This window comes from Streptomyces sp. NPDC051364, from assembly GCF_040682115.1.
Taxonomy (GTDB): Bacteria; Actinomycetota; Actinomycetes; order Streptomycetales; family Streptomycetaceae; genus Streptomyces.
This window is the reverse complement of sequence record NZ_JBFBAH010000013.1, coordinates 69,401-92,101: the sequence shown is the minus strand read 5'-3', so window position 1 is coordinate 92,101 and position 22,701 is coordinate 69,401. Positions and strand designations below refer to the sequence as shown.

Genomic DNA, 22,701 nt, shown 5'->3' with positions numbered 1-22,701 from the left:
TCAGTATTCTGAACGCCGTTCCGATGGATGAATGATCACATCCGCTCCGGACTCTATTTCCGGGTCTTCCGCGTTGACAAGAGACAAGAGGGGCAAGAAGGCGAATGACCACAGCTGAGCCGGACCGGTCCGCCGCGGAACCGGAGGGGCCGGGGGGCCCGGGGGCGCCGGCGGCCGTCAAATCGGCCGTCCGCACGGTCCTGTTGCTGGAGCACTTCGCGGCGCGGCCCGGACTGCACAGCCTGGCCGACATCCAGCACGACCTCTCGCTGCCCAAGTCGAGCCTCTACATGCTGCTGCGCACGCTGGTGAACCTGGGGTGGGTGGAGACGGACGCGACGGGCACCCGGTACGGCATCGGCGTACGGGCCCTGCTCGTCGGCAGCTCGTACATCGACGGGGACGAGGTCGTCGCCGCGGCCCGGCCCACCCTGGACCGGCTCTCCGACGACACCACCGAGACCATCCACCTGGCCCGGAGGGACGGCACGAGCGTCGTCTACCTGGCCACCCGCCAGTCCCAGCACTACCTGCGGCCGTTCACCCGCGTCGGGCGGCGGCTGCCCGTGCACTCGACGGCGCTGGGCAAGGCCCTGCTGGCGACCCACTCCGACGGGGAGGTACGGGCGCTCCTGCCGCGGCGGCTGGAGGCGGTCACCGAGCACACGATCACTGACCGGGAGCAGCTCGTCGACGAGTTGGCGCTGGTACGGGAGCAGGGCTACGCGGTGGACCGCGAGGAGAACACGCTCGGGCTGCGCTGTTTCGGGGTGGCGGTGCCGTACCGGACGCCGGCCCGGGACGCGGTGAGCTGCTCGGTGCCGGTGGCCCGGCTGACGGCGGGCCACGAGCAGAAGATCAAGGCGGCACTGTTCGAGGCGCGGGACCGGCTGTCGGTGGCGACCCGCCGTATGTGAGTCGGTGGAGGTGGGCCCGCCGCATGAGAAGCCGTGGAGGCAGGCCCGCCGTATGCGAACCGTCTCCCCCGGGTGGGGGAGACGGTTCACCTTCATGGGGGAGGCGGCGGGGCGGCGTGCCCGCGACCGTTGAGTCATGACCACACGAGCGGTGCACACGAGCGAGACGGCGTACGCGGCGCAGCCGTCGGCCCCCGGCCTGGGGACCGGGCGCAGGGTCCTGCGGGCGGTGGCCCTGGCCGCCACCCTGCCGTATCTCTGCCTCAAGGGCGCCTGGCTGGCGGGGAGCCACATCGGGATACCGGACGGCAGCGTGCTGCTGGAGCCCGGGATGTTCTTCAAAGTGGCGAACGCCGTCACTCTGGTCATGGACGCGGCCGTCATCGTGCTGGTGCTGGTGTTCACCCGGCCCTGGGGTAGGCGGGTCCCGTCCTGGTTGCTGACCCTCCCGGTCTTCGTCGCCACCGGGCTGCTCGTTCCGATCGTCGTGGCCTTCCCCGCCCAACTCCTCATGAGGGCCGTGGGGCTGGGGCCGGGCGCGGCCGCGGAGGCGGCCAAGGAGCCCTTCCTCGACCCCTGGGTCTTCAACGCCGTCTACAGCGGCTTCACCGTGCAGGCCATAGCCCTGGCCGGGCTGTTCGTCCCCTATGCGCGGAAGCGTTGGGGCAGCCGGTGGCAGGGCGTCCAGGGGAAGCGGCTCCCGTCACCCACGGGGGTGGTGGCGGGAGCCGCGGCGGTGATGGCCGTGGCCGTGGCGGCGGCGCAGCTCACCTGGGCCTTCGGCGGCACGGCCGGGCTCAGCGCCTCACAGATCGCGCAGTTCAGTCCGGAGACGGGCGTGGTGTTCGCCACCCACGGGATATGCGCGCTGGTCGCGGGGGCGGGCGCAGTGAACCTGGCCCGGGGCGGAGCTCGACGGGCCCGGTGGGCACTGGCCATCGCGTGGACCGGGGCGGCGGCCGCGGCGAGTTGGGGCCTGTGGCTGCTGATCGCCGCGACGGGCAGCACCGATGCCGAGAAGGAGGTCACCACCGCGACGGTGCTGACCTACGCTGGCCAGATGATCACCGGTCTGCTCGCCGCAGCCGTCCTGGCCCGGTTCCTCGCCTCACGACGCAGCGCTGGGTGACACGGAGGGGCGCGAGCGGGAGAGGAACGTCGGGGGCTGGGGCCGGGGCAGCCGGGGCAGCCGGGGCAAGACAGGGCAGACAGGGCTGGGTCAGCGGGATGCCGGGGGGCAGTGGGATGTGGGCGGGGATACGGGTCGGTGTGGGGCGGGTGCTGGGGGCGCGGGCCAGGCTGCGCTGGGTGCACCTGATCCTGGGCGGGGCCCTGTTGATGCCTTACTTCCTCCTCGCCCAGGTGGTGGTCAGTGTCGTAGCAGGCGAGGGCAACGTCTTCGGCTCCACCCCGCTGACCTTCGCCTCCTACGGGCTCTCCCTGCCCATGGCCGCGGCGACCGCCGTCTTCGGGCTCGTCAGGCCGATGTCGGTGGGCGCCGTACGGGCCCTGTGCGGGGTGCCGGGCGAGCGGCTGGCGGAGGGGCCGGCCCGGTCCTGGGCGGCCCGGGGCCGGACCTCGGCCTGGTGGACCCTGCACCTGGGGGTCGGCGCGGCGATCAGCGGGATGAGCCTCGCGGTGCCGCCCATGGCAGTGGTGCTGATCGCGCTGCCGTTCGTGAGGGCGCTGCGGGAGGACCCGACGGGCCTGGGCTGGTTCAGCAGCGACGCCGCGCCGTACACCGCCCCGCTGCTCGGGATCGGGCTGCTGTGCGGGCTCGTCCTGTGCGCCGCCGGGGCCGGGGCGCTGCTGGCCCGGCTGGCCCCCGTACTGCTCGGGCCGACGGCGGCGGACCGGCTGGCCGCGGCCGAGGAGCGGGCCGCCGACCTGGCCGTGCGCAACCGGCTGGCCCGGGAGCTGCACGACGCGGTCGGGCACGCCCTGAGCGCCGTCACCCTCCAGGCGGTCGCCGCCCGACGGGTGCTCGACAGCGACCCCGGGTTCGTACGGGAGGCACTGGCCGCGATCGAGGACACCACCCGGCGGACGGTGGGCGAGCTGGACGCCGTGCTGGGCCTGCTGCGGGACGGCGACCCGGCCCGGCCCGACGCCGCACCCGCGCCGACCCTCGCCGCCGACCTCGACGGGCTGCTGGCCCGCACCCGGGCCGCCGGCACCACCGTCACCGCCCAGCAGGACCCCGGACCGGCGGGGGACTGGGCGCAGCTCCCGGCGATCGCCTCCCGCGAGGCGTACCGGATCGTCCAGGAGGGCCTGAGCAACGCCCTGCGCCACGGCGAGGGCCCCGTCGAGCTGCGGATCGCCGTACAGGGCAGGAAGGACGGCACCGGCAGCAACCACCGTGAACTGGAGATCACCATGACCAATCCGCCGGGTACCCCCGACGGGCAGCAGCCCCGCACCGGCGGGGGCCGCGGGCTGCACGGCGCCGCCGAGCGGGCCACCCTGCTGGGCGGCCGCGTCGAAGCGGGCCCGCACCAGGGGCTGTGGCGGCTGCGGGCCGTCCTTCCGCTCGGCGGGGGACCCCGATGAGCGCGGTGCCCGCGGCACGGCGGCCGCCGCTGCGCATCGTGCTCGCCGACGACGAGCGCATGGTCCGCACCGCCCTGCGGGTGATCCTCGAGGCCGAACCGGACCTGGAGGTGGTCGGCGAGGCGGCCTCGGGCGCGGAAGCCGTCCCGCTGGTCCGCTCCCTGGCCCCCGACGTGGTGCTGATGGACGTCCGGATGCCCGAGATCGACGGCATCCGGGCCACCGAGCAGATCGTCGCCGGCATGGCCGAACCGCCCCGGATCGTGGTCGTCACCACCTTCGAGAACGACGCGTACGTCTACGAAGCGCTGCGCGCGGGCGCCTCCGGGTTCCTCCTCAAGCGGGCCGACCCCGACGAGCTGATCGGCGCGGTCCGCCTCGTCGCCCGCGGCGACTGCCTGCTCTTCCCTGCGGCCGTCCGCTCGCTCGCCGCCTCGTACGCCCCCGGGGTCCCGGACCCCGCCGCCCCCTGGGTGGCCCGGCTCACCGAGCGGGAGGCCGACGTACTGCGCCTGATGGCCACCGGACTGTCCAACCACGAGATGAGCGAACGCCTCGGCGTCGGCCCCCAGACGGTCAAGACCCACGTCGCCGCGGTCCTCTCCAAAACCGGCTCCCGCGATCGCACCCAGGCGGTCATCGCGGCCTACGAGGGCGGCTTCATGAAGAAAAGCTGAGAACCCGGACACAATCGGGGCAGAGCGGAACGACCGGGGGCCTTGGTGCGTCCTTCTGGGGGATGAACAAGACGATCAGGCGTGCGTCGGTCTTCTGTCTGCTCCTGGTGCTGGCCCTTTTGGTGCGGGTCACCTGGGTGCAGGCCTACCAAGGCCAGGCCCTCGCAGACAACGAGAACAACCGGCGGAACCTCATCGGGCAGTACGAGAACCCGCTGGGCAACATCATCGTGGGCGGGGAGGCGATCACCGGCTCGGTGAAGACGGACGGAAAGGACTTCGGGTACAAGCGCACGTACGTCGACGGTCCGCTCTACGCGCCGCTCACCGGCTACAGCTCCCAGGCCTTCGGCACGAGCATGCTGGAAGGCGTCTACAAGAAGATCCTCAACGGCTCCGACGACCGGCTCAAGACCGTGATGGACATGCTCACCAACAAGCGGGCCGCGCCGGGCAACGTGCTGACCACGGTCGACAAGGACGTGCAGAAGGCCGCGTACGACGCGCTCCAGGGCAAGCAGGGCGCCGCCGTCGCCATCGACCCGGCGACCGGCGAGATCCTCGCCATCGTGAACAACCCCTCCTTCGATCCGGGCAGCATCACGGGCGCCAACGACAAAGCGGCCTGGGAGAAGCTGATCGAGGACAAGGGCAAGGCCATGGAGAACGTGGCCCTGCGCAAGCCGCAGGCGCCCGGCTCCACCTTCAAGCTGGTCACCCTGGCGGCGGCCATCGAGAACGGGCTCGTCACCAATCTCGACACGCCGACCGGCACCCCGGACCCGTACACGATCCCCGGGACCCGGACCCTGCTGCCCAGCGAGGCGGGCTCCGCGGCCTGCAACAACGTCTCCGCGCGCACCGCGCTGCGGCTGTCCTGCAACAACGTGTTCGCGGAGCTGGCGCACAACCTCGGCCAGGACAAGATGCGGGCGATGGCCGAGAAGCTCGGTTTCAACACAGAGACCGCGACGCCCGTCACCGCCCGGCCGGGGAGCAAGTACCCGACGAAGAAGATGTCGGTCGACCAGGTCGCGCAGACGGGTATCGGCCAGTTCGACGTGCAGGCCACCCCGCTCCAGATGGCGATGGTGACCGCCGCGATCGAGAACGGCGGCAAGCTCGTCGCCCCGCACTCGGTCTCCGACGTCACCGACGCGAACGGCAACGTGCTGGAGAGCTTCAAGAACCCGAAGTCCGAGCAGGTCATGAGCGCCAGGACCGCGTCGATGCTGCAGGACGCCATGCGGACGGTCGCGACCGAAGGCGGCGGCAAGCCCGCCCAGGTGGCGGGCGCCGAGGTGGGCGGCAAGACCGGCACCGCGCAGCGCGGCGTGAACAACAGCCTGCCGCCGCTGGCCTGGTTCACCTCGTACGGCAAGCAGGGCGGCAAGCAGATCGCGGTTGCCGTGGTGATCGAGAACTCGGACACCGACCGCTCCGAGATCGGCGGCGGCAAGCTCGCCGCTCCCATCGCCCAGAAGATGATGGCGGCGTGGCTGAAGAAGTAGCCGCGCCGGTCATCGCAGGGCGCGCCGGGAACCGACACGGTTCCCGGCGCGTTTCCTTTCCCATGATCAGGACCGCGCAACCCGCAGACCTCGACGCCATAGCCGCCCTCCACAGCCGGGCCCGGGCCACCTATTACCGCGGCCGCGTCCCCGAGCAGGCCTACGCAGGCGCAGCCGAACTCGCGCGGACCCGCGAGGGCTGGTCCCGGGCCGTCGCACGGGCCGCCGCCGACGGCGGGGTGCTCTGCGCGGAGCAGGACGGTGAGGTCACCGGGGTCGCCGCCTTCCGCACCGCGGAAGGCGAGACCACCCTCACCCAGCTGCACGTCGACCCGGACCACTGGCGCCGGGGCACTGGGGCCGCCCTGCACGCCGCCTGCCTCGACGCCTGGCGGCGGGCCGGTGTCGAGCGGGCCCGGCTGGAGGTCTACGAGCACAACCTCCGGGCCCAGGCCTTCTACGCCCGCCACGGCTGGCGCCCGGATCCGGCCGGGGCCGCGCGGTCCGGCTCCCACCTCACGCTCTGGCTCAGCGTCGGCCCGCAGGCCGCGTCCGGGGAATGAGACGCTCCGCCAGTTGGTTGAACAGGAAACCGCCGCGGCTCGCAGCCGCGGCGACCCAATGAACCCGGAGAGAAGAAGGATCATGCGCGTCGAGATCTGGAGCGACATCGCCTGCCCTTGAACCACGAGAGCCACAGGTTACCGCGAGGCTCTGACCAGCGTCTACGCGGCGGGAGTTGGGCAGCAGGAAGCCCCACCCATGCGCCGGGGGAGACGCACAGACGGGGCGGGTCTAAGGACGGAATTTCTCGCGGGTACCCCCGGAACACTGAGGGCACGGAACCTTGTATGTGCGCTTGCAGGTGGAGCAACCGGCGAACCCGCCACAGTCCGGGCACCAAACCCGGGTATCGCCACAGCAGTACCCGCACAGATCCCCCTCCTTCCAGAGCGACCAACGGGGCTCCCCGCCCGTCCGGCCGCCATTCTGACGTTGGGGCTTGCGGGTGACGACAAAGGGCGAACGCCGCCGGTGAGGGGCGGTCACTGCTCCCAGATGCCCACTGGGCCGTCGGACGGCCTTTCGGGCTCGTGGTGGGGGTGCTGCTGCATCTGCCGGTTATAGAGCCTCACAAGCCCCATGGCGCCCTTCTGACGGGCAACCTCCCGGGCCACATGCCGACCCACACAGAACCGGCAACGAGGATGCGCTACAGGCTCCAACCGGTCCACCTTGCCGACGGGAAGGGTCATCGCTTCGCGCGCCTCTTGAGCCCCGCCGGGTCGGCGCAATCAATGTGTCGGTACACAACCACATCGGGCCCGGATGCTCGGGGAATGGAGCCTCGGCGGCAACGGTCCAGAGTGCCTACCGGCTTGAGGCACGAGGGGCACGTCTCGCCCGCCGGGGCGAAAGTCTCGTACTCCCAAAGTCGTGCGTCGGTCGCTGCTGTCTCCGCCATGTCCCGCCGTCCCCTCCGTCGTGGTGATGGCGACGCTAGGAGTCGGGCCTTGAGGGTTCCAGCAACTTGCATGAGCTTGCACGCTGATTCCTAACAGGCGGTCTTGACTGCGAACCCAGCAACTGGACTATGGACTCTGCAAGTTCATGCAATCCGCAACGGAGAGAGGCTGTCATGGCGCTACGGTTCGTCGGGATCGACCCGAACACCGACCTTGAGCACTGCCCTACCGTCTGGGCCGATGAAGAGGCGGGAGAACTCGTGTTGCAGGGCTGGAAGGCCAGCTTTGAACTCCGCGCGGCCTGCGAGTCCAACACGCCGGCCAACGGATCGATCCCGGATACCGAAGAAGTCATCAGGATTCCGGCGCGCATGGTGCCGATGATCAGGGAAGCATGCGATGCCGTCGAGCGTTCCGCCGTTCACTGAGCTACTGGCCAACACCCGTGACACCGCTCTCCATTTGGAAATGCGGGATGACTACGGCACCAACCCCCGGCTAGAAGCATGGCGGCGCGGGGAACGCGTTGACTGGAACAACCGCGAATCCTGGTGGCACCCCTTCCACCAGTCCATTGCCGATGCCGTAGCCCGTGGTGTGGCCGTTCGTCGTGCCCGTGTGGTCTCAGAGCCTGTCAGCGAGTACATCCGCTGGGAGCACTACGCCACGCAGGCCAACCTCATTGCTGGCGAAGAGGTGCGCTGGATTCCACGTAGTCAGGCAACGGGCTTCCTGGTTCCCGCCAATGACTTCTGGCTGTTCGACGGCAAGCTACTCCGCATCCACCACTTCGCTGGGGACGGCCACCACGTGACGGATGAACTCAGCTCAGACGCAGGCATGTTGAAGCTTTGTGTCAACGCGTTTGAGGACATCTGGCAGCGAGCCACCCCGCACAGCGAATATAAGATCTGAGCAACCGGACAGCCGATTCATGTCATCCCCTTCGTCCAAAGCCCAACAAGCCAGGGAAGCCGTAGCCAGTCGGTTGCGGGAAATGAGGCTTGACGCAGGAATCACGGGCCGTGAGTTGGCTGTCCGGTGCGGGTGGAGTGAGTCCAAGTCATCGCGGATTGAGCACGCTAAAACACCACCCAGCGACGCTGACATAAGGGCCTGGTGCACAGCATGCGGGATGCCGGGAACCGCCGATGACTTGATTGCCGCCAACCGTCAGGCTGAGTCCATGTACGTCCAATGGAAACGCCTGCAACGAACTGGACTGAGGCAGCTACAGGAGTCGGGTGTACCCCTCTATGAGCAGACGCAGCAATTCCACGTCTATTGCTCCAACGTGGTGCCTGGCTTCTTCCAAACTCCCGGCTACGCAACGGCCCTGCTGACCTCAATCGCTCAGTTCCGAGGGGCACCTAATGACGTCTCAGAGGCTGTGACAGCCCGAATGAACCGATCGCACGTGATCCGTGAAGGTGACCACCGATTTGCCGTTCTGGTTGAGGAATCAGTCTTGCGGTACCGGATCGGCAGCGCGGAAATAATGGCCGCTCAGCTGGGTCATCTGCTGTCCGTGATGGCGCTTCCTTCAGTCTCGCTGGGAATTATCCCGTTCACGGCGCCCCGGCAAGCATGGCCGCTGGAAACGTTCACAATTTTTGACGGCCAGCGTGTCCACGTCGAAACCCTGTCGGCAGCCATCAAGGAAACTCAGCCGAGTGACGTAGCTTTGTACCTCAAGGCATTTGGGAACCTGAAGAGGGTTGCGGCCTACGGGGCTGAGGCTCGGTCGCTCATCACCGCAGCCATTGACGCCGTGGGATGAAACACAAAATGCCCCGTACCTGCCACCAGAAAGGCAGCGGGTACGGGGCCGGCTCGCAGGTCAATCCCAAATGTCGTCGTCGCCGTCGTAAGGCTGAGGGACTGTGATTGCAGTTCGGGCAGACGGGCTTAGCCCCAGCTCGCGGATATAGCGGGCAAGCTGTGACCGGTACTGGCCAGCAATCGTGGCAGCGCCATTCTTCACAGTTCCTCGCTCAGCGGTGACCATGAGTCCGCGCTCAGAAAGCTCACGCTCGCACTGGTCGATACGCGCGACGCAGACGCAGAGATCCTTGACCGTCGAATGGTCCACTTCCCCTATGCCCGCCGAGACTTCGAGTATCGGAACGATGCGCCGCCATTCCTCGGAAGCCATTTCACGGCAACGGGCATTCTCGGCTTCCACGCTGGCAGACTTCGACGCCTTGAAGACGGCCGACCAATCCGGCTCCATAAGGACAGCGCGCGGGATTACGACACCTTCCTTGATGGCCTTCTTGCTGGGGTTGCCCTCTCGCATTCGCTGTAGTGCTGGCTTCGGGCGGTATCGGTCAGCCATGGTGACGACTCCTCAACGTGTGGTCAGATATTCAGGGGTTGGATTAGGTCTCCAAAAACGCTCACTGCCCCGGGGCTAGCGCTTGCGCTCCCTGCCGAGTGACTAGGGGACTGGGAGGGGGGCACCCCCCAGGGGCAGCGAGGAGAGGCAGCGGAAATCAGCACGGCGGAACGTCATTCCGCTTTGGCTTGGCCTTCGTGGCAGCCCACCCGCCCGGCTGATGCTTGACTGTTTCCTTGTCGTGGCAGACAGGGCACAACGGTTTCAAGTGCTTTGGCGCATCAGGCATTGACTCGCCTCTTGCCAGCAATTTCTTGCAGCTCAACTGTCAATGGTCCGCGACATTCGTACGTCGACTGCACATCACACATCACGGCAGCCTTTCGTTTTGGCCGCCATCCAACGTCATACCCGCGCTTACCCGCTGAGCCTCGCTGCTGCTCTCTCTGCCTCTTGCGTTCAGCGCGCGGACCACCATCCGTGAGTTCGCTGCAACCGCGCTGAGTGCATGGCTTCCTGCGCTTTCGTGGCATGGCTTCTCCAAGGGTCGGAGTGCCCGCCCGTGACTGGGGGCATAGCGGCAGCTAAGGGGGGTCGGGTGGAGCCCATGGGGGCGTGTCTGCTGGTCAGTGGGGGTGGGGCCCAAATGCCGGCGAGGGGAGGAGGGTTGCGCAAGGGAACGGGCCGTGCCCACTGTCGCATCGTCCCCCTTGACGGCCCGTCTTCTGAGCCAAGAAGGTTGCTCGCATGGACGCAGGATTGGCAGCAGTGCTCGGGGCGTTGGCGGGTTCGGTGGCGACCATTGGCGCGTCGGTGGCTACCGGCTGGTCAGCACGCGCGCAGACGAGGACAGTAGCGAGGGCTGAGCATCTTCGGCAGCGACGTGATGCGCGGCAGGCCGTCTACGAAGAGCTCATCACCGCAGCTCACGCACACTCAGACCTCACCAAACTGCTGCTAGCTCCGACACCAGAAGATTTTAGCGACCTAGATCGTCTTCGAATCCTTCCGGCGGGGATGGATTTGGTGACGGTAATCCGCGAATCCAAGGGTCTCCACGAGAATGTGAAGAAGATATCTACACGGGTTCAACTTGCTGGCCCTAAAGAAGTGAGTGCGGCGGCAGCTCTTGTCGACAAAAGGTCTCGTGAGGTGTATGCCGTGCTTGCAGTAATGCGTGTGCCTGTCACTCTTCCAGGCATGCCCAGTCTGTCTGACCAGTGGCGGGATGGAGCTACGCGCTTTTGTAATTTCATGGAAGCGGTGGATGACTTCTCTGAAAGGGCGCGGGTGGCACTGGACAATGACGGGACAAAGGACTAGGTGCCCTGTGTCGGACACAGGGCACCTCTCATCAACGGCGACTCCACGCCTGGTAGCAAGCCAGGCACATGGACTTCCGGTACCCGGGATAGTCCGGACGGATACCCCGGGCGATCAACTCGGCCCGGGCGAGCGGATACCAGGCAGACACGACGGCTGTAGTCTCCGTGCCGTATGGCATCCGGGGGCACAGCTCACAGAAAGGACTCACGCCCATCATGGCAGAACTGGCGGGCTAATCGGATTGCTCTCGGCGTCGTGCGGGGTCTGGTCGATGAGGTAGCGCTCACGGTCCCGAACAATGGTGGTCACGCCCCGAGGCACACGCGAACCGTGATAGTCAGCGGGGCAGCGATCAGACCATGCGGGCGAACCGTCCGGCAGCCTTGGGAAATATGGGAAGTCGTGATTCGGGCCTGGATCCAATGCGTCATGCGCCATGACTACGCCTCATCGCTAATGAACTTCTCGCGCTCCGCGTCCAGCGCATCCCGGAACTCGGCATTGCGGCGCGTAACCTCAGTACCAATGATCTGGTTAATGTGCGCGGCTATATCCGGCGAGTAGTACCGAGCCTCCGGAACATTACTCTGCGAGGTGGGAACCCCCATGATGGACTCTGCGCGCTGTGCAGCTTCCAGCACTGCCCGTCGGTTCTCACGCCCGACGCCCATGCGGATAAGCCCTTCAAGGAAACCCATGGTTTCAGGGTCATACGAAACGGAAGTAGTGCCAGCGACTGCTTTTGAATCGTCGGCGCGCTGACGCCAACCAGCATGAAACGCACGGGCGTACGCAAGCTCCCGTTCGGCGCGCTGTGCGGCTTCCTGGGCGTCCTTCGAATCCTGGGCGGCCTGGAGCTTGGCTAGCTTCGCTGCGGCGGCCTCAGCGGCAGCACGAGCCTTCTCGATCTCGTCCTGAGTGGCGGCGCGTGGGTTGTCAGTCATGGGTGCTGTCCTCTCGAAGTTCAGTTGTTGCGAAGCTGATTGGCAGCCGCTCGGGCATTGGACGCGTAGCCCATAGCCATTCGCTGGGTGACGCTTAGCTGGACTCCCTTTGCCTCAGCGGCACGAAGGTGAGCCGAGACAGCGTCAGCCTCTTCGCTGGCAGTCTCAGCAATAGAGCGAATGTGCTTCTCGTTGCGCTCCCGACTTCCCTTGTCCACGCTCGTCGTGTCAGTGGAATTCATGTACCAGGGGGTCGTCATTAGTCTTTCCTTGTCGATAGAATGGGATCCCCTACCAGATCTGGTAGGGGATCAATGGTGCTGGCGGGAAGTCAGTACAATTCCGACTACGTGTTTGTTGGCAGTCCTGAGACCCAACGCGCGAAGAGTCCGAGTAAAGGCCCCGAGTGGAACGGATGGCCGGTCATTCGCCGCTAGCCAATCCTGGGTAAGCGCATAGACATTGCTGATGCACTCATAAGCCCCGGGAGCAGGTTTCACGCTGACATCTAGGGCGGCGCATATATTCGCCACGTGTGGAAGGTCTTCGGGGCGGAACTCGGCCACTTGAGGTCTCCGGAAATGAAGGAGGTCACCGGCGGGAAGGGTGCCGGTGACCTCTTAGGTGAATTGAAGAACTTCAGGGCGTCGCTGTTAGGCCGCTCCCTCCGGCCGATCGAAGATGCCCGAGCCGGCCGAGGGCTCTGGGTCGCCCATCAAGCGAATTCCCATATAGGCCCAACCCTTGCTTTTGCGCCGCACCTCTTCGACCTTTCCGCTGTCGAGTAGGTGACGCTTCACGCTGGACGGACTGAACTTTGTCGACTTGTCGCCGTTGTTGTCTCGCCACATTTTCAGCTCGGCATTGAACGAAGAGCGCCCGACTTCCCCGCCTTCGCAGTAGTCGAAGAGCTCGCCTACGAGATCCTTCAGCGGGTCAACCGAATCTTTGTGGTGCTCCGTCGCCGCAATGACGCTCAGCGTGTCCCGGAGCCCCTCCGTGTAATAGCGCTTCGCGCCCTCAACAACCCATGCGGCAACGCCTTCGGATTCCGGGCCCTGAATGGTCGGCTCTAGGTTCGGGTCCCGCCTGTCAGCGAAAGACTGACCGAACAGAACTGCCTTAGTCCGCGCCCACAATGCTGCGCCGCCAGACGCAAACTCAGGAAGGTGGTTCGTCGCCAGCACGACGGTAAAAGTCGGCTCGAACGAAAACACCTTGCCGTAAAGGTGTCGCGCACTAATCCGGTCACCGCCGCTCAGATTTTTCAGCAACGCTGTGTTCATCGGGGTGCCGGGGTTTCCCTCCTGGGCAACCACCATTCGCGCCCCGCGCAAACCTGCAAGCTGTTCCGTGTGGGGCGGCTGCCCGCGTACGTTCTCGAATATAGAGAACTCGACCTCACGAATGATTTCAGCGCCGAACACCTTTTGCATGGTGCGAACCGTAGTCCCCTTACCATTACGGCCATGAGCGCCATACCAAACACCGAGCGCATGTTCGCGAACCTCACCGGTCACGCAATAGCCCAAGAACGTCTGGTAGTACCGCTGTAGCTCACTGTCGCCCGGGAAAACCTCTTCGACAAAGCGCAGCCAGCGAGGAGCATCAGCACCAGGCACGTAATTGACCCGCGCGGACTGAGTCAACATATCGGCCGGATCATGCGGCCGTATCTCTCCGGACCGCAGATCTACGGTCCCATTCTGGAACGTCAATAGGTGGCGCTGTGCGTCCAAGTCATCCGCACCAGCATGGAACTCGCGCAGCACGCTCATTTCGGAGACGATCGCCTTGCGCTGATGGTTGACCAGCATCTTATTCATTGCAGCGGCAGCCCAGAATGTGTCACTAGGTGATTCGGCAATTCGTTGAGCGAGGACGGCAACCGCATCTGTGATTGCCTGCATCGCAGCGCCTTCATTGCCGGTTGCTTCCCAGACAATGCCATTCCATCGATACCATCCGACGTGCTCAACATGCTTGAGTCGGTGCGCGCAATGATCAGCAACGAACTTCGCGAAATTGACGTGTAGGACTTCTTTGTCTACGTCCAGCCGAGCACGCTGTTTAGCCCAGTAGGCATCATCAAAAGTCATGGTGGCCATTCCTAGTCGAGAAAAGCAGCAGCGGATGCAACAGCACGCTCGGCACGACTCTTTGCTGTCTTAGTGCCCGGGAGCTCTTCACCATTTCCCGCGTACAGGTCTCGCCTGAAATTCGTCGCGTCAGCAGTGGCAGCGGCAAGAGCTAGCGTCGCGTGAACCTGAGCCAGGGTCACTGTTTCGGGGTTCACGCCGTACCTCGCGCACTCCGCTGCAATCTCTTCAGCGCGCTGGTAATGCTGGTGGCCGTTCATGGATTTCGCCGTCCTTTGGATACAGAAAAGCCCCCGGTTCATACCTGGTCTCACCCGCTGCGTGGACGGCGAAATCCACAGCGATGAAACCGGTACGAGACCGGGGGCTTAGCTAATGGGTGCGCATCAGCGCATGACCGGGATGTGTGGGTTCGCCGTCCAACCGGTGCTTCGGAAAGGGGTTAGGGAGTCGGTTGCCTGCCGCGTTAGCAGCGGGCCTCCTCACTGCCCCTTCTCTATATATCTAGGGAGTCGATCGCGCGACAGAAAGGGCACACGCAAGCAAAGGCGGACACGCCGGGCTGCACGCCTTGATAATCCTTTACCTACAGGGGGCGCGACAGCGGAAGGGTGTCAAGAAAGTTGGCACCTATAGAGAGCTCTCATACGCGTATTGGGAGTGTTCTCGGGTGTCAAGAAATCTGGCACCCATCCGCTTGCGCGGCCCTGCCTCGCTGTAGGGGAAGTCCTGCATACCCTTACGGGAGCCCCAGAGTGGTTCGCCGGCCTGCGGTGCCACCAAGCACGCTCTATGCCCTCTCAGGGCCTCTCGGGATATGGGGAAGCCCCTGCCAGTCGTTGAACAAGCGGGGGCCGCCAGGGCAGGTGTCAGCGCTCAGCGGGAACGTGCGTATCCATTGCCTCCCGAACCGACTCCGCAGAGTCAAAGCCGTTGTTGTAGCCCCACAGGGCAAGGTCCGTGATTACATCCGTGAGTGCAGTCGCGTCCATCGGCCCGTCGGTCATTTCGACGTACCGGGTCCTGATCTGCGCGCGCGGTTGAGAGCGTCGGTCATGGTGATTCCCATCGTTGGAGCGGCTACATGTAAGCCTCTTCACCGGGGGGTTAGGGAGTCGATCGCCTGTGCGTCCGCCTGAGAGCCCTTGAGTGGTTCGCCCGTCCCGGGGTGTCGGCGAGCACGCGTAAAGCCGTCAGGGGCCTCTCAGGGGACGACAAAGCCCCCGCCGGTCATTGACCGAACGGGGGCTCAGAGTCTCGAAGCGTGGGGCTAGTTCGTCAGAGTGGCTCGCGTGCGCCGCTCCTCCCATGCATCCCATGCGGCTTCCACTGCCGGATTGAAGCTGTCATCTCGCCATTCCGGCATCAGGCGGTCACGGATGGGCGTCCGGTCTCCCCGGAACTTCGGTGGAGTTAGCGTGATGCCTCGCAATGCCGCCTTGAGTAGTGCGCGCTGTCCGCCAATTCCAGCATCCTCCCAAAGGTCGGCTAGTGAGAATGGGTCCATGAGCGGAGAAAGGTCAGTTGCGCGTGAAAGCTCTGCCAGTTCAACTTTGAGTTCTGCGATCTGTGCTGCCACCTGCTCGCGTAGCCGATCGTACTTCTCCTCGTCCATGCGACCGAAGACGAAAAATTCCTTTTCGAGCTTCATTTCTCGGCCCACAGCCGACTCAAGGGCCGCGCCAACGTGAGCCTTATGAGCATCTTTTTCCGGGTCGCTGTACGCCAGCCAGTCTTTCGCGATGGCGTAAATTGTTGGCGACTCCAGGGAGAGGCTGAGGACGTGGTTGATCCACATGGCTGTAGCGGCGGCGTCAACGCGCTTACGGTCAGTAGAAACCCCCCTGCAGGACGATTCTCCTTCGACCTGCCGTGCGTAGCACCTGTAGTTGACTCCGCCATTCGCCATGGGTCCATTGCAGAGTCCGCAGCGGAGTATCCCGGAGAGAAGGGCGACGATCTCTCGCTTACCGCGTGTCCGGTCTCCAATGCTGGTGCCCTTCTGTGCGCGCTCGGCAAGTATAGAATTTATTTTCACGTGCTCGGCGAACGTGATCACACCTTCCCCGCAGGAGACGGGCTTTCCTGACCTGTTCAGCAGCGGAGTTCCACCCCTGTGATATTTGCCTACATCTTTTCCGTTCTTGTCCAGCATCTTTTCCCGGTTGGCCACCAGTCCAGCCCACGTGACGGAGTGCGCGAGACTGACTATTCCCGGTCCGGTCCACTTCTTGCCGTGGCGCGTCGGGATTCCCTCGGTGTTCAGCGTGTTAGCAATCCAGGCAGGTGTCTTGCGGTCTACCAGGTGTGCGGCGATACGGCGTGCAGTGGGGTACTCGCTGGGATTGCGGGCCAGCTTGCCCGAACCCTTCGGGGAGTAAAGGCCGTAAGGCGTGACTCCTCCCGTCCAGCGTCCGTCGGCTTTGTTGGCGTCGATGCCATTCTTTGTAAAGATGCTGATATCTGCTGCCTGGTCTCGGGCTTGCTCGCTAAAGATTGTTAGAGTGAGACGGTTATTTCGTGAGTCCATGCCCTCAGCAACGGAGAAGATGCGCGCTTCCTGCTCCTCGAACTTGTCGAGCAACAGGCCTACCTGCCCTGATCCTCTACGCGAAAGGCGGCTGATTTTGAATACGTACAGGGTCTTAGACAGGCCAGCATCAGCGATTGCCGCTGTAGCCTTCTCGAATTCCTCACGCCTGACATACGCCTTGCTTGCGCTCTTCTGCTCGAACCAGACGTGTCGGACCTGCTTTCCCTCGCGCGCAGCGTGAGCACACATGCGGCGTACCTGTTCCCGCAGCGAACTAAGCGTGTCCTTTTTCTTGCTACGGCGGAGGTACATCTCTGCCAAGTTGGCAGGTGTGCCGATCGCCGGTCCCCAGAGTCCCAATGTCTTGAGTTCTTCGTCTTCGAAGCCCAGCGCATGCAGGTTGGGGAGGTCTTCGCGTTCCATCGGGGTCCATTCACCGTGGGTGGTCCGTTCTCCAACCTGTGAGCGAGTCGATAGCTCAGCTTCGCTGTTTCCGCAGGTCAGAGGCGGTCTGGTTCCCGTGGTTCATGGGTGCCCCTGGTGCTACATCGGCAAGGCCCGTTTCACCAAGGGGCTGGCCGAGTTCGCGCACCGCGACGAGGTGGAGGTCGTCTTCCGGTCCTTCGAGCTCGACCCGAACAGCCCGAAGGGCAGCACGGCGCCGGTCCTGGAGATGCTCGCCAAGAAGTACGGCCGCACCCTCGACGAGGCGCGCGGCATGGAGGAGCACGTCGCCGCCGGCGCCCGCGCCGAGGGACTGACGTACCGCACCGACGGCCGCGACCACGGCAACACGTTCGACATCCACCGCCTGCTGCACCTGGCTGCCGCCCGCGGCCGCCAGGAGGAGCTGCTCGATCTCGCCTACCGGGCGAACTTCGCGGAGGAGCGGTCGGTGTTCGACTCCGAGGTGCTCGTCGCTCTCGCGGTCGAGGCGGGACTGGACGAGGCGGAGGCCCGTGCGGTCCTCGCGGACGAGTCCGCGTATGCGGCGGAGGTACGGGCGGACGAGCGCGAGGCGGCGGAACTCGGCGCCAACGCCGTGCCGTTCTTCGTCCTCGACCGCCGCTACGGGATCTCCGGCGGGCAGCCCGCGGAGGTGTTCACGCAGGCGCTGGAGCAGGCGTGGGCGGGCCGCGAGCTCACCGAGTCGGCCGCCACGGCCGACGCCTGCGACCCGGAAGGCACCTGCGCCGTCCCGCAGGCCTGACCGCTCCCCGGCCCTGCCGGCCCGGCCCCGGCCTGACGAGGTCGTGCCCGGGTGCCGGCCGCCGGCCGGCTTGGCCCAGGTGGCCGGGGCCGGAACTGGCCGGCGGCCGGGGAGGGCGCGGGCGAGCACGCGCCGCTGCGCGGAGCCGTCTCCCCGCCCCGCCCTTTCGCCGTGTCCCCGGGGGCTCCGCCCCCGGACACCCGGCTGACGGGGCTCCGCCCCCCCCGAGCCCCGGCCGGCACCGGGAGGCCGGACGGGTCAGTGGAGGGTTTCTGCCCAGGCTGCTTCGGCGGCGGCTACCGCCTCGGACGGGTCCGTCGAGAGGGCGGTGGACAGGGCCGTCAGGGAGGTCAGGACCGTCTGCAGCGATGCGGCCTGGCCGTAGTGGTTCACCCGGACCATCTCCCGGGCCAGCGCGCCGCCGCCCGCCGCGAGCGGGGCCGCCGGGTCGGCGGCGAGGGCCTTGGCCACCACCAGCGAGGCGTCCGGCACCCGCAGCGTGGTGGCCACCGGAGCCGCCTCCGAGGCCCGGCCGACGTACGGGGCGAGGTCCAGCGCCACCGCGCCCGCCCGGGTCGCCGCCGCGGCAGCCGCATGGCGGGCCGTCACCGCCGGCAGGCCCTCGGCCGCGATCCGGTCCAGGCAGGCCTCCAGCGCCAGCATCTCCAGCTGCGCCGGGGCATGGGGGAGCGCCGTGCGGCCCGCGTCGATCCAGCGCTCCTTCCAGTCCATGAGAGAGAGGTACGAGCGCCTCGGAGCGGCCGGGTTGTCCGTGAAGCGGGCCCAGGCCCGCTCCGAGACCGACACCGCCGAGACACCCGCCGGGCCGCCCATCGCTTTCTGGGCGCCGATCACGCACAGGTCCACACCCCATACGTCCGGAAGCAGCGCCTCCGCGCCCACCGACGCCACCGCGTCCAGCATGAACAGCGCGCCGTGGGCCCGTACGGCCTCGCCGATCTCCGCGACCGGGTTCGTGTTGCCGGTCGCCGCCTCCGCGTGGACCAGGGACACGAAGTCGATCTCCGGGTGGTCGGCCAGGGCGCGCGCCACCTGGTCGGCTGTCACCGCCGTGTCGAAGGAGACCGCCAGGTCCACCACGTTCGCCCCGCAGTCGCGCAGCCAGTTGCCGAAGGTGGTCCCGTACGGGCCGGTCACGACGTTCAGCGCCGTCGAACCGGGCCGCGCCCCCGACCGGATGCACCCCTCCAGCGGCAGCAGCGCCTCGCCCTGCGTGATCACCACGTCCTGCCCGGTGGAGAGGAGGTCCGCGACCCCCTGTTCGATCGACGCGAAGCGCTCCGCCGTGAGCGGCGGGAGGTCCAGGAGGGGGTGGTTCACGGCTGCTCTCTTCGTCCGGGGCTACCGCAAGAGCCTACCCAGCACGCACGTACAGTGCGGGACATGACCGATGACGTGCTGCATGTGAAGGGGCGTGTGCTCGTCGGGCCCGACGACGCGCGCGACGAGCTCTGGGTGGTCGGCGGCCGGATCTCGTACGAACGCCCGCACGGGGCCCGCGAGATCACCACGGTGTCCGGCTGGGCCCTGCCCGGTCTGGTCGACGCGCACTGCCACGTGGGGCTGGACGCCCACGGCCCGGTCGACGCGGAGACCGCCGAACGGCAGGCCCTGACCGACCGCGACGCCGGCACCCTGCTCATCCGCGACGCCGGATCCCCCTCCGACACCCGCTGGATCGACGACCGCGAGGACCTGCCGAAGATCATCCGCGCCGGTCGGCACATCGCCCGCCCGCGCCGCTACATCCGCAACTTCGCCCACGAGATCGAGCCGGCCGACCTCGTCGCGTACGTGGGCCGCGAGGCGCAGCGCGGCGACGGCTGGGTGAAGCTGGTGGGGGACTGGATCGACCGCGAGGTCGGGGACCTGGCACCCTGCTGGCCGCGGGCCGAGGTCGAGGCGGCCATCGCCGAGGCGCACCGGCTGGGCGCCCGCGTCACCGCGCACTGCTTCGCGGAGGACTCGCTGCGCGACCTGGTCGAGGCGGGCATCGACTGCATCGAGCACGCCACCGGGCTCACGGAGGACACCATCCCGCTGTTCGCGGAGCGCGGCGTGGCGATCGTCCCGACGCTCGTGAACATCGCGACGTTCCCGAAGATGGCCGCGGGCGGCGAGGCCAAGTTCCCGCGCTGGTCGGCGCACATGAGGCGGTTGCACGAGCGCCGGTACGACACCGTACGGGCCGCTTACGACGCGGGCATCGGTGTGTACGTCGGCACCGACGCGGGGGGTTCCCTGCCGCACGGCCTGGTCGCGGCGGAGGTCTCGGAGCTGGTGCGGGCCGGGATCCCGGCGCTGGAAGCCCTCTCGGCGACGACCTGGGCGGCACGCGAGTGGCTCGGCAGGCCAGGCCTGACCGAGGGGGCGCCGGCGGACCTCGTGGTCTACGACACCGACCCGCGGGCCGACGTGCGGGCGCTGGCGCAGCCGCGGCGCGTGGTCGTGAACGGCAAGGTCCGGGCCTGAGGGCAGAGTTGACGCGCGCGTGACGCCGGCGCCCCGGCGGTCGTTGTGAACGGCCCTCCGGGGCACCGGCGTCGGCGCATTGCCCTCCGCCCTGTGGCGGAAAAGCACTCCCGTTCCTCATGATGCGCAGTTAATCGAATACGTGCATGGAAACCACCCTTTGGGGTGAACTCACCTCGGGTTGCCGCCCGTTCACTCTCCGTGCGTAAAGATTCCGAGGGTTAGAGGCCGTCGGCGCGCAATGTCCCCCATTGGCGGCGCGACGGCTCCCATCTCCCCGGGGGTTCCACCACCTTGAACAGCAACACCTTCCGCATGCCCGCAGCCGTCCTGCTCGCCACGGGAGCGGTCGCCCTGCTCACCGCCCCGCCCGCCTTCGCCACCGGAGGCGGCGGCTCCACGGGCGGCGGCGAGGGCAAGGCCGGCGCGGTCGTCCTGCGCGCCGGACTGGACGTGGGCCTGCTCAACAAGGCCGTCCACGTGCCGCTGAAGACCACCCTCAACGAGGTCAGCGCCCCCGCGACGGCTCAGAAGACCGCCCTCTCCGTGACCCTGGACGGGGTCGAGGGAGGGCAACCGGTGAGCGTGCTGCGTGCCGACGTGGCCACCTCCAAGGCGACCGCGGACAAGAACCGCGCCGAGGCGGAGGCCAACCTGGCCAACGCCAACGTGCACGTGCCGGGGCTGCCGGTGCTCTCCCTCATCCAGGTGGAGAAGGTCACCTCCAAGGCCGTGTGCGAGGCGGGCAAGAAGCCCGTGGCCAGCTCGAACGTCCTGGGCACGGTGACCGCGCTCGGCAAGAAGGTCACCCTCTCGGCGGGCGGCCCGACCAAGGTCGAGGTCCCCAAGGTCGGCCTGGTCAGCCTGGAGCTCTCCGGTACCGAGACCACGTCCACCACGGCCGCCGCGGCCGCCCTTCGGCTGAAGGTGTCCGTGAACCCGCTGGACCTCAACGTGGCGCAGGTCGAGGGCGAGGTCGTGCTCGCCGAGGCGCACTGCGAAACCCCGGCCGGGCCGGCCCCGGAGCCTTCGGCGAAGCCCGGCGTCAAGCCGCAGACGGCTGCCTCCGGGACCGGATCCGCCCTCACCGCCGAGGCCAACCTGGCCGAGACCGGCGGGGGTTCGGTGACCCCCTACGTCGCGGGCGGTGCACTGGCCCTGCTCGGCATGGGCGTGACCGCGCTGGTCGTGACCCGGCGCGGCCGCAGCTCGTGACCTCGTGACCTCGCAACGGAGTCCGCAGCTCAGCGGGTGGCGTGCACCAGGCCCTGCTTGTCGGCTCCGCGCGACAGCACGGCCTCGCTGACCTGCTTGTCGACGGCGGCGTACGCGGACTGCTTGGCCGCGCCGAGCCCGGAGTCGGAGGGGGCGCAGGAGGCGCAGACGACGCGGAACGGCGGGTTCATGTCCGAGTACTGCGTGAGGTACTCGGCCTTGGTCACCTCCCAGCGGCCGGGGTTGGCGGCCGCCGGGGCGAAGGTGAAGCGCGGGATCGAGGACATGTTGCCGCGCGCCTTGTCGGCCTCGTAGAAGCTGGCGACCTGGTCGCCCATGCCGAAGACGACCCAGGTGCCGTTGATCTTCTCGTACGGCTGCGGCACGTGGTTGTGCGTGCCGATGATCAGATCGATGTCGGGGAGCCCGTCCGGGCCGCGCGAGGCGGTCAGCGCCTGCGCCAGATCGCGCTGCTGCTGGTCGGGGGCCGTCTGCCACTCGGTGCCCCAGTGGACGCTGAGGACGACGACGTTCGCGCCGGCCGCGCGGGCGGCGCGGGCGTCGGCGACGACCCGGTTCTGATCGAGCAGGTTGACGGACCAGGGCTTGCCGGCCGGGACGGGGATGCCGTTCGTCCCGTACGTGTAGTCGAGCTGGGCGACCTTGGCGCCGCCGGCGGAGAGCACCGCCGGGGCCTTGGCCTCGTCGGCGCTGCGGGCCGAGCCGACGTGCTTGATGCCGACCCGGTCCAGGTGCTCCAGGGTGCGGACGAGGCCGTCGTAGCCGTCGTCCAGGGTGTGGTTCGAGCCGGTCGAGCAGCTGTCGTACCCGGCGTCCTTCAGGGCGTCGGCCAGCTGGTGCGGGGCCTTGAACGCGGGATATCCGGTGTAGGGGCCGCCGGGCCGGCCGTACGGTATCTCGTGGTGGCATATCGCCAGGTCCGCGGCGGCCACCAGGGGCTTGACCCCCGCGAGTATCTTCCGGAAGTCGTGGCTCTGGCCGCTGCCCTGCGCATCGTCCGCGGCCCGCTGGATGATCGACGGGTACGGGATGATGTCGCCCGTCGCGACCAGCGTGAAGGGCTTGGCGCCGGCGGGCGTCGTGGGACTCGCCTTGCCCGGGCTCGACTTGCCCTGGCCGGGCTTGGCGCCGAGCCGCTGCTCGCCGGCGCTGCCCCGTCCCCCCTCGGCGTCGAGGTGGTCGAGCAGGGTCGGCAGGGCGAGGATCCCGCCGGCGACGGCCGCCACCGCGGTCAGCGCCAAGCCTGTTTTTGTATGTGTCTTCATTCCGGCCCCCCGGGGTTCCCTGCTGATGCCGAGATCATCGCCTACCTCCGCCCGCCCCGCCAACGGAGCCGGATCGTCCGGATATCCGAGGCGCCGCAGGTCAGGGGTGCCGGCTGCGCGGCGCGGGCCGCCC

At 67.2% G+C, this 22,701-nt stretch carries 20 protein-coding genes; 13 read left to right on the top strand and 7 right to left on the bottom strand.

The annotated features are described in order from the left end of the window. Positions 1-104: 104 nt before the first annotated feature. From AB0M76_RS25760 to AB0M76_RS25720, 9 genes are all read left to right on the top strand, one after another. Positions 105-917 (top strand): IclR family transcriptional regulator, encoded by an 813-nt coding sequence (locus tag AB0M76_RS25760; protein ID WP_365955107.1) that lies wholly within the window; start codon positions 105-107, stop codon positions 915-917. A gap of 136 nt (positions 918-1,053) precedes the next feature. Further along, on the top strand, positions 1,054-2,046 hold the full coding sequence (locus AB0M76_RS25755) for a hypothetical protein (protein ID WP_365955106.1): 993 nt from the start codon (positions 1,054-1,056) through the stop codon (positions 2,044-2,046). A gap of 116 nt (positions 2,047-2,162) precedes the next feature. Beyond that, positions 2,163-3,470: a histidine kinase gene (locus AB0M76_RS25750; protein WP_365955104.1), complete on the top strand. Its 1,308-nt coding sequence runs from the start codon at positions 2,163-2,165 to the stop codon at positions 3,468-3,470. Beyond that, on the top strand, positions 3,467-4,147 hold the full coding sequence (locus AB0M76_RS25745; protein WP_365955103.1) for a response regulator transcription factor: 681 nt from the start codon (positions 3,467-3,469) through the stop codon (positions 4,145-4,147). Before AB0M76_RS25750 ends, AB0M76_RS25745 begins: the two co-directional genes overlap by 4 nt. 62 nt (positions 4,148-4,209) lie before the next feature. Continuing rightward, complete coding sequence (locus AB0M76_RS25740; RefSeq protein WP_365955102.1) at positions 4,210-5,658, top strand: penicillin-binding transpeptidase domain-containing protein; 1,449 nt, start codon at positions 4,210-4,212, stop codon at positions 5,656-5,658. A gap of 62 nt (positions 5,659-5,720) precedes the next feature. Next, positions 5,721-6,221: a GNAT family N-acetyltransferase gene (locus tag AB0M76_RS25735; protein WP_365955101.1), complete on the top strand. Its 501-nt coding sequence runs from the start codon at positions 5,721-5,723 to the stop codon at positions 6,219-6,221. A gap of 1,076 nt (positions 6,222-7,297) precedes the next feature. After that, complete coding sequence (locus AB0M76_RS25730; RefSeq protein WP_365955100.1) at positions 7,298-7,552, top strand: hypothetical protein; 255 nt, start codon at positions 7,298-7,300, stop codon at positions 7,550-7,552. After that, on the top strand, positions 7,524-8,039 hold the full coding sequence (locus tag AB0M76_RS25725; RefSeq protein WP_365955099.1) for a DUF6879 family protein: 516 nt from the start codon (positions 7,524-7,526) through the stop codon (positions 8,037-8,039). The genes AB0M76_RS25730 and AB0M76_RS25725 overlap by 29 nt, the downstream gene beginning before the upstream one ends. A gap of 19 nt (positions 8,040-8,058) precedes the next feature. Then, positions 8,059-8,904, top strand: a complete 846-nt coding sequence (locus AB0M76_RS25720; protein ID WP_365955098.1) for a helix-turn-helix transcriptional regulator — start codon at positions 8,059-8,061, stop codon at positions 8,902-8,904. 60 nt (positions 8,905-8,964) lie between these two features. On the opposite strand, the gene AB0M76_RS25715 is transcribed toward AB0M76_RS25720, so the two are convergent. Then, complete coding sequence (locus AB0M76_RS25715; RefSeq protein ID WP_365955097.1) at positions 8,965-9,462, bottom strand: phage terminase small subunit P27 family; 498 nt, start codon at positions 9,460-9,462, stop codon at positions 8,965-8,967. Positions 9,463-10,209: 747 nt separating this feature from the next. On the opposite strand from AB0M76_RS25715, the gene AB0M76_RS25710 reads away from it, so the two are divergent. Then, positions 10,210-10,785, top strand: a complete 576-nt coding sequence (locus AB0M76_RS25710; RefSeq protein WP_365955096.1) for a hypothetical protein — start codon at positions 10,210-10,212, stop codon at positions 10,783-10,785. Positions 10,786-11,228: 443 nt separating this feature from the next. On the opposite strand, the gene AB0M76_RS25705 is transcribed toward AB0M76_RS25710, so the two are convergent. The 4 genes from AB0M76_RS25705 to AB0M76_RS25690 form a co-directional block, all read right to left on the bottom strand. Then, positions 11,229-11,732: a hypothetical protein gene (locus AB0M76_RS25705; RefSeq protein ID WP_365955095.1), complete on the bottom strand. Its 504-nt coding sequence runs from the start codon at positions 11,730-11,732 to the stop codon at positions 11,229-11,231. A 653-nt stretch (positions 11,733-12,385) separates the two neighbouring features. Further along, on the bottom strand, positions 12,386-13,831 hold the full coding sequence (locus tag AB0M76_RS25700; RefSeq protein ID WP_365955094.1) for a phage/plasmid primase, P4 family: 1,446 nt from the start codon (positions 13,829-13,831) through the stop codon (positions 12,386-12,388). Between the two features lie 11 nt (positions 13,832-13,842). After that, on the bottom strand, positions 13,843-14,091 hold the full coding sequence (locus AB0M76_RS25695) for a hypothetical protein (protein WP_365955093.1): 249 nt from the start codon (positions 14,089-14,091) through the stop codon (positions 13,843-13,845). Positions 14,092-15,101: 1,010 nt separating this feature from the next. Next, complete coding sequence (locus AB0M76_RS25690; protein WP_365955092.1) at positions 15,102-16,787, bottom strand: recombinase family protein; 1,686 nt, start codon at positions 16,785-16,787, stop codon at positions 15,102-15,104. Between the two features lie 97 nt (positions 16,788-16,884). Here AB0M76_RS25690 and AB0M76_RS25685 point away from each other — a divergent pair, with 97 nt between their 5' ends. Continuing rightward, positions 16,885-17,574, top strand: a complete 690-nt coding sequence (locus tag AB0M76_RS25685) for a DsbA family oxidoreductase (RefSeq protein WP_365955091.1) — start codon at positions 16,885-16,887, stop codon at positions 17,572-17,574. 258 nt (positions 17,575-17,832) lie between these two features. Here AB0M76_RS25685 and AB0M76_RS25680 read toward each other — a convergent pair whose 3' ends face one another. After that, positions 17,833-18,915 carry an aminotransferase class V-fold PLP-dependent enzyme gene (locus tag AB0M76_RS25680; RefSeq protein WP_365955089.1) on the bottom strand — a complete coding sequence of 361 codons (1,083 nt, stop codon included), beginning with the start codon at positions 18,913-18,915 and terminating at the stop codon, positions 17,833-17,835. 63 nt (positions 18,916-18,978) lie between these two features. Here AB0M76_RS25680 and AB0M76_RS25675 point away from each other — a divergent pair, with 63 nt between their 5' ends. Beyond that, entirely contained in the window at positions 18,979-20,067 is a 1,089-nt protein-coding gene (locus AB0M76_RS25675) for an amidohydrolase family protein (RefSeq protein WP_365955088.1), read from the top strand. 294 nt (positions 20,068-20,361) lie between these two features. Further along, positions 20,362-21,282 carry an SCO1860 family LAETG-anchored protein gene (locus AB0M76_RS25670; RefSeq protein ID WP_365955087.1) on the top strand — a complete coding sequence of 307 codons (921 nt, stop codon included), beginning with the start codon at positions 20,362-20,364 and terminating at the stop codon, positions 21,280-21,282. A gap of 29 nt (positions 21,283-21,311) precedes the next feature. On the opposite strand, the gene AB0M76_RS25665 is transcribed toward AB0M76_RS25670, so the two are convergent. Continuing rightward, entirely contained in the window at positions 21,312-22,544 is a 1,233-nt protein-coding gene (locus AB0M76_RS25665; protein ID WP_365955086.1) for a CapA family protein, read from the bottom strand. Between the last annotated feature and the right edge of the window lie 157 nt (positions 22,545-22,701).

What these genes read in the sequence shown, in the direction of transcription:
- AB0M76_RS25735 (WP_365955101.1), top strand. Translation starts at nt 5,721, where the DNA reads ATGATCAGGACCGCGCAACCCGCAGACCTCGACGCCATAGCCGCCCTC.
- AB0M76_RS25720 (WP_365955098.1), top strand. Translation starts at nt 8,059, where the DNA reads ATGTCATCCCCTTCGTCCAAAGCCCAACAAGCCAGGGAAGCCGTAGCC.
- AB0M76_RS25700 (WP_365955094.1), bottom strand. Translation starts at nt 13,831, where the DNA reads ATGACTTTTGATGATGCCTACTGGGCTAAACAGCGTGCTCGGCTGGAC.
- AB0M76_RS25730 (WP_365955100.1), top strand. Translation starts at nt 7,298, where the DNA reads ATGGCGCTACGGTTCGTCGGGATCGACCCGAACACCGACCTTGAGCAC.
- AB0M76_RS25760 (WP_365955107.1), top strand. Translation starts at nt 105, where the DNA reads ATGACCACAGCTGAGCCGGACCGGTCCGCCGCGGAACCGGAGGGGCCG.
- AB0M76_RS25755 (WP_365955106.1), top strand. Translation starts at nt 1,054, where the DNA reads ATGACCACACGAGCGGTGCACACGAGCGAGACGGCGTACGCGGCGCAG.
- AB0M76_RS25715 (WP_365955097.1), bottom strand. Translation starts at nt 9,462, where the DNA reads ATGGCTGACCGATACCGCCCGAAGCCAGCACTACAGCGAATGCGAGAG.
- AB0M76_RS25695 (WP_365955093.1), bottom strand. Translation starts at nt 14,091, where the DNA reads ATGAACGGCCACCAGCATTACCAGCGCGCTGAAGAGATTGCAGCGGAG.
- AB0M76_RS25740 (WP_365955102.1), top strand. Translation starts at nt 4,210, where the DNA reads ATGAACAAGACGATCAGGCGTGCGTCGGTCTTCTGTCTGCTCCTGGTG.
- AB0M76_RS25690 (WP_365955092.1), bottom strand. Translation starts at nt 16,787, where the DNA reads ATGGAACGCGAAGACCTCCCCAACCTGCATGCGCTGGGCTTCGAAGAC.
- AB0M76_RS25710 (WP_365955096.1), top strand. Translation starts at nt 10,210, where the DNA reads ATGGACGCAGGATTGGCAGCAGTGCTCGGGGCGTTGGCGGGTTCGGTG.
- AB0M76_RS25725 (WP_365955099.1), top strand. Translation starts at nt 7,524, where the DNA reads ATGCCGTCGAGCGTTCCGCCGTTCACTGAGCTACTGGCCAACACCCGT.
- AB0M76_RS25745 (WP_365955103.1), top strand. Translation starts at nt 3,467, where the DNA reads ATGAGCGCGGTGCCCGCGGCACGGCGGCCGCCGCTGCGCATCGTGCTC.
- AB0M76_RS25705 (WP_365955095.1), bottom strand. Translation starts at nt 11,732, where the DNA reads ATGACTGACAACCCACGCGCCGCCACTCAGGACGAGATCGAGAAGGCT.
- AB0M76_RS25750 (WP_365955104.1), top strand. Translation starts at nt 2,163, where the DNA reads ATGTGGGCGGGGATACGGGTCGGTGTGGGGCGGGTGCTGGGGGCGCGG.
- AB0M76_RS25675 (WP_365955088.1), top strand. Translation starts at nt 18,979, where the DNA reads ATGACCGATGACGTGCTGCATGTGAAGGGGCGTGTGCTCGTCGGGCCC.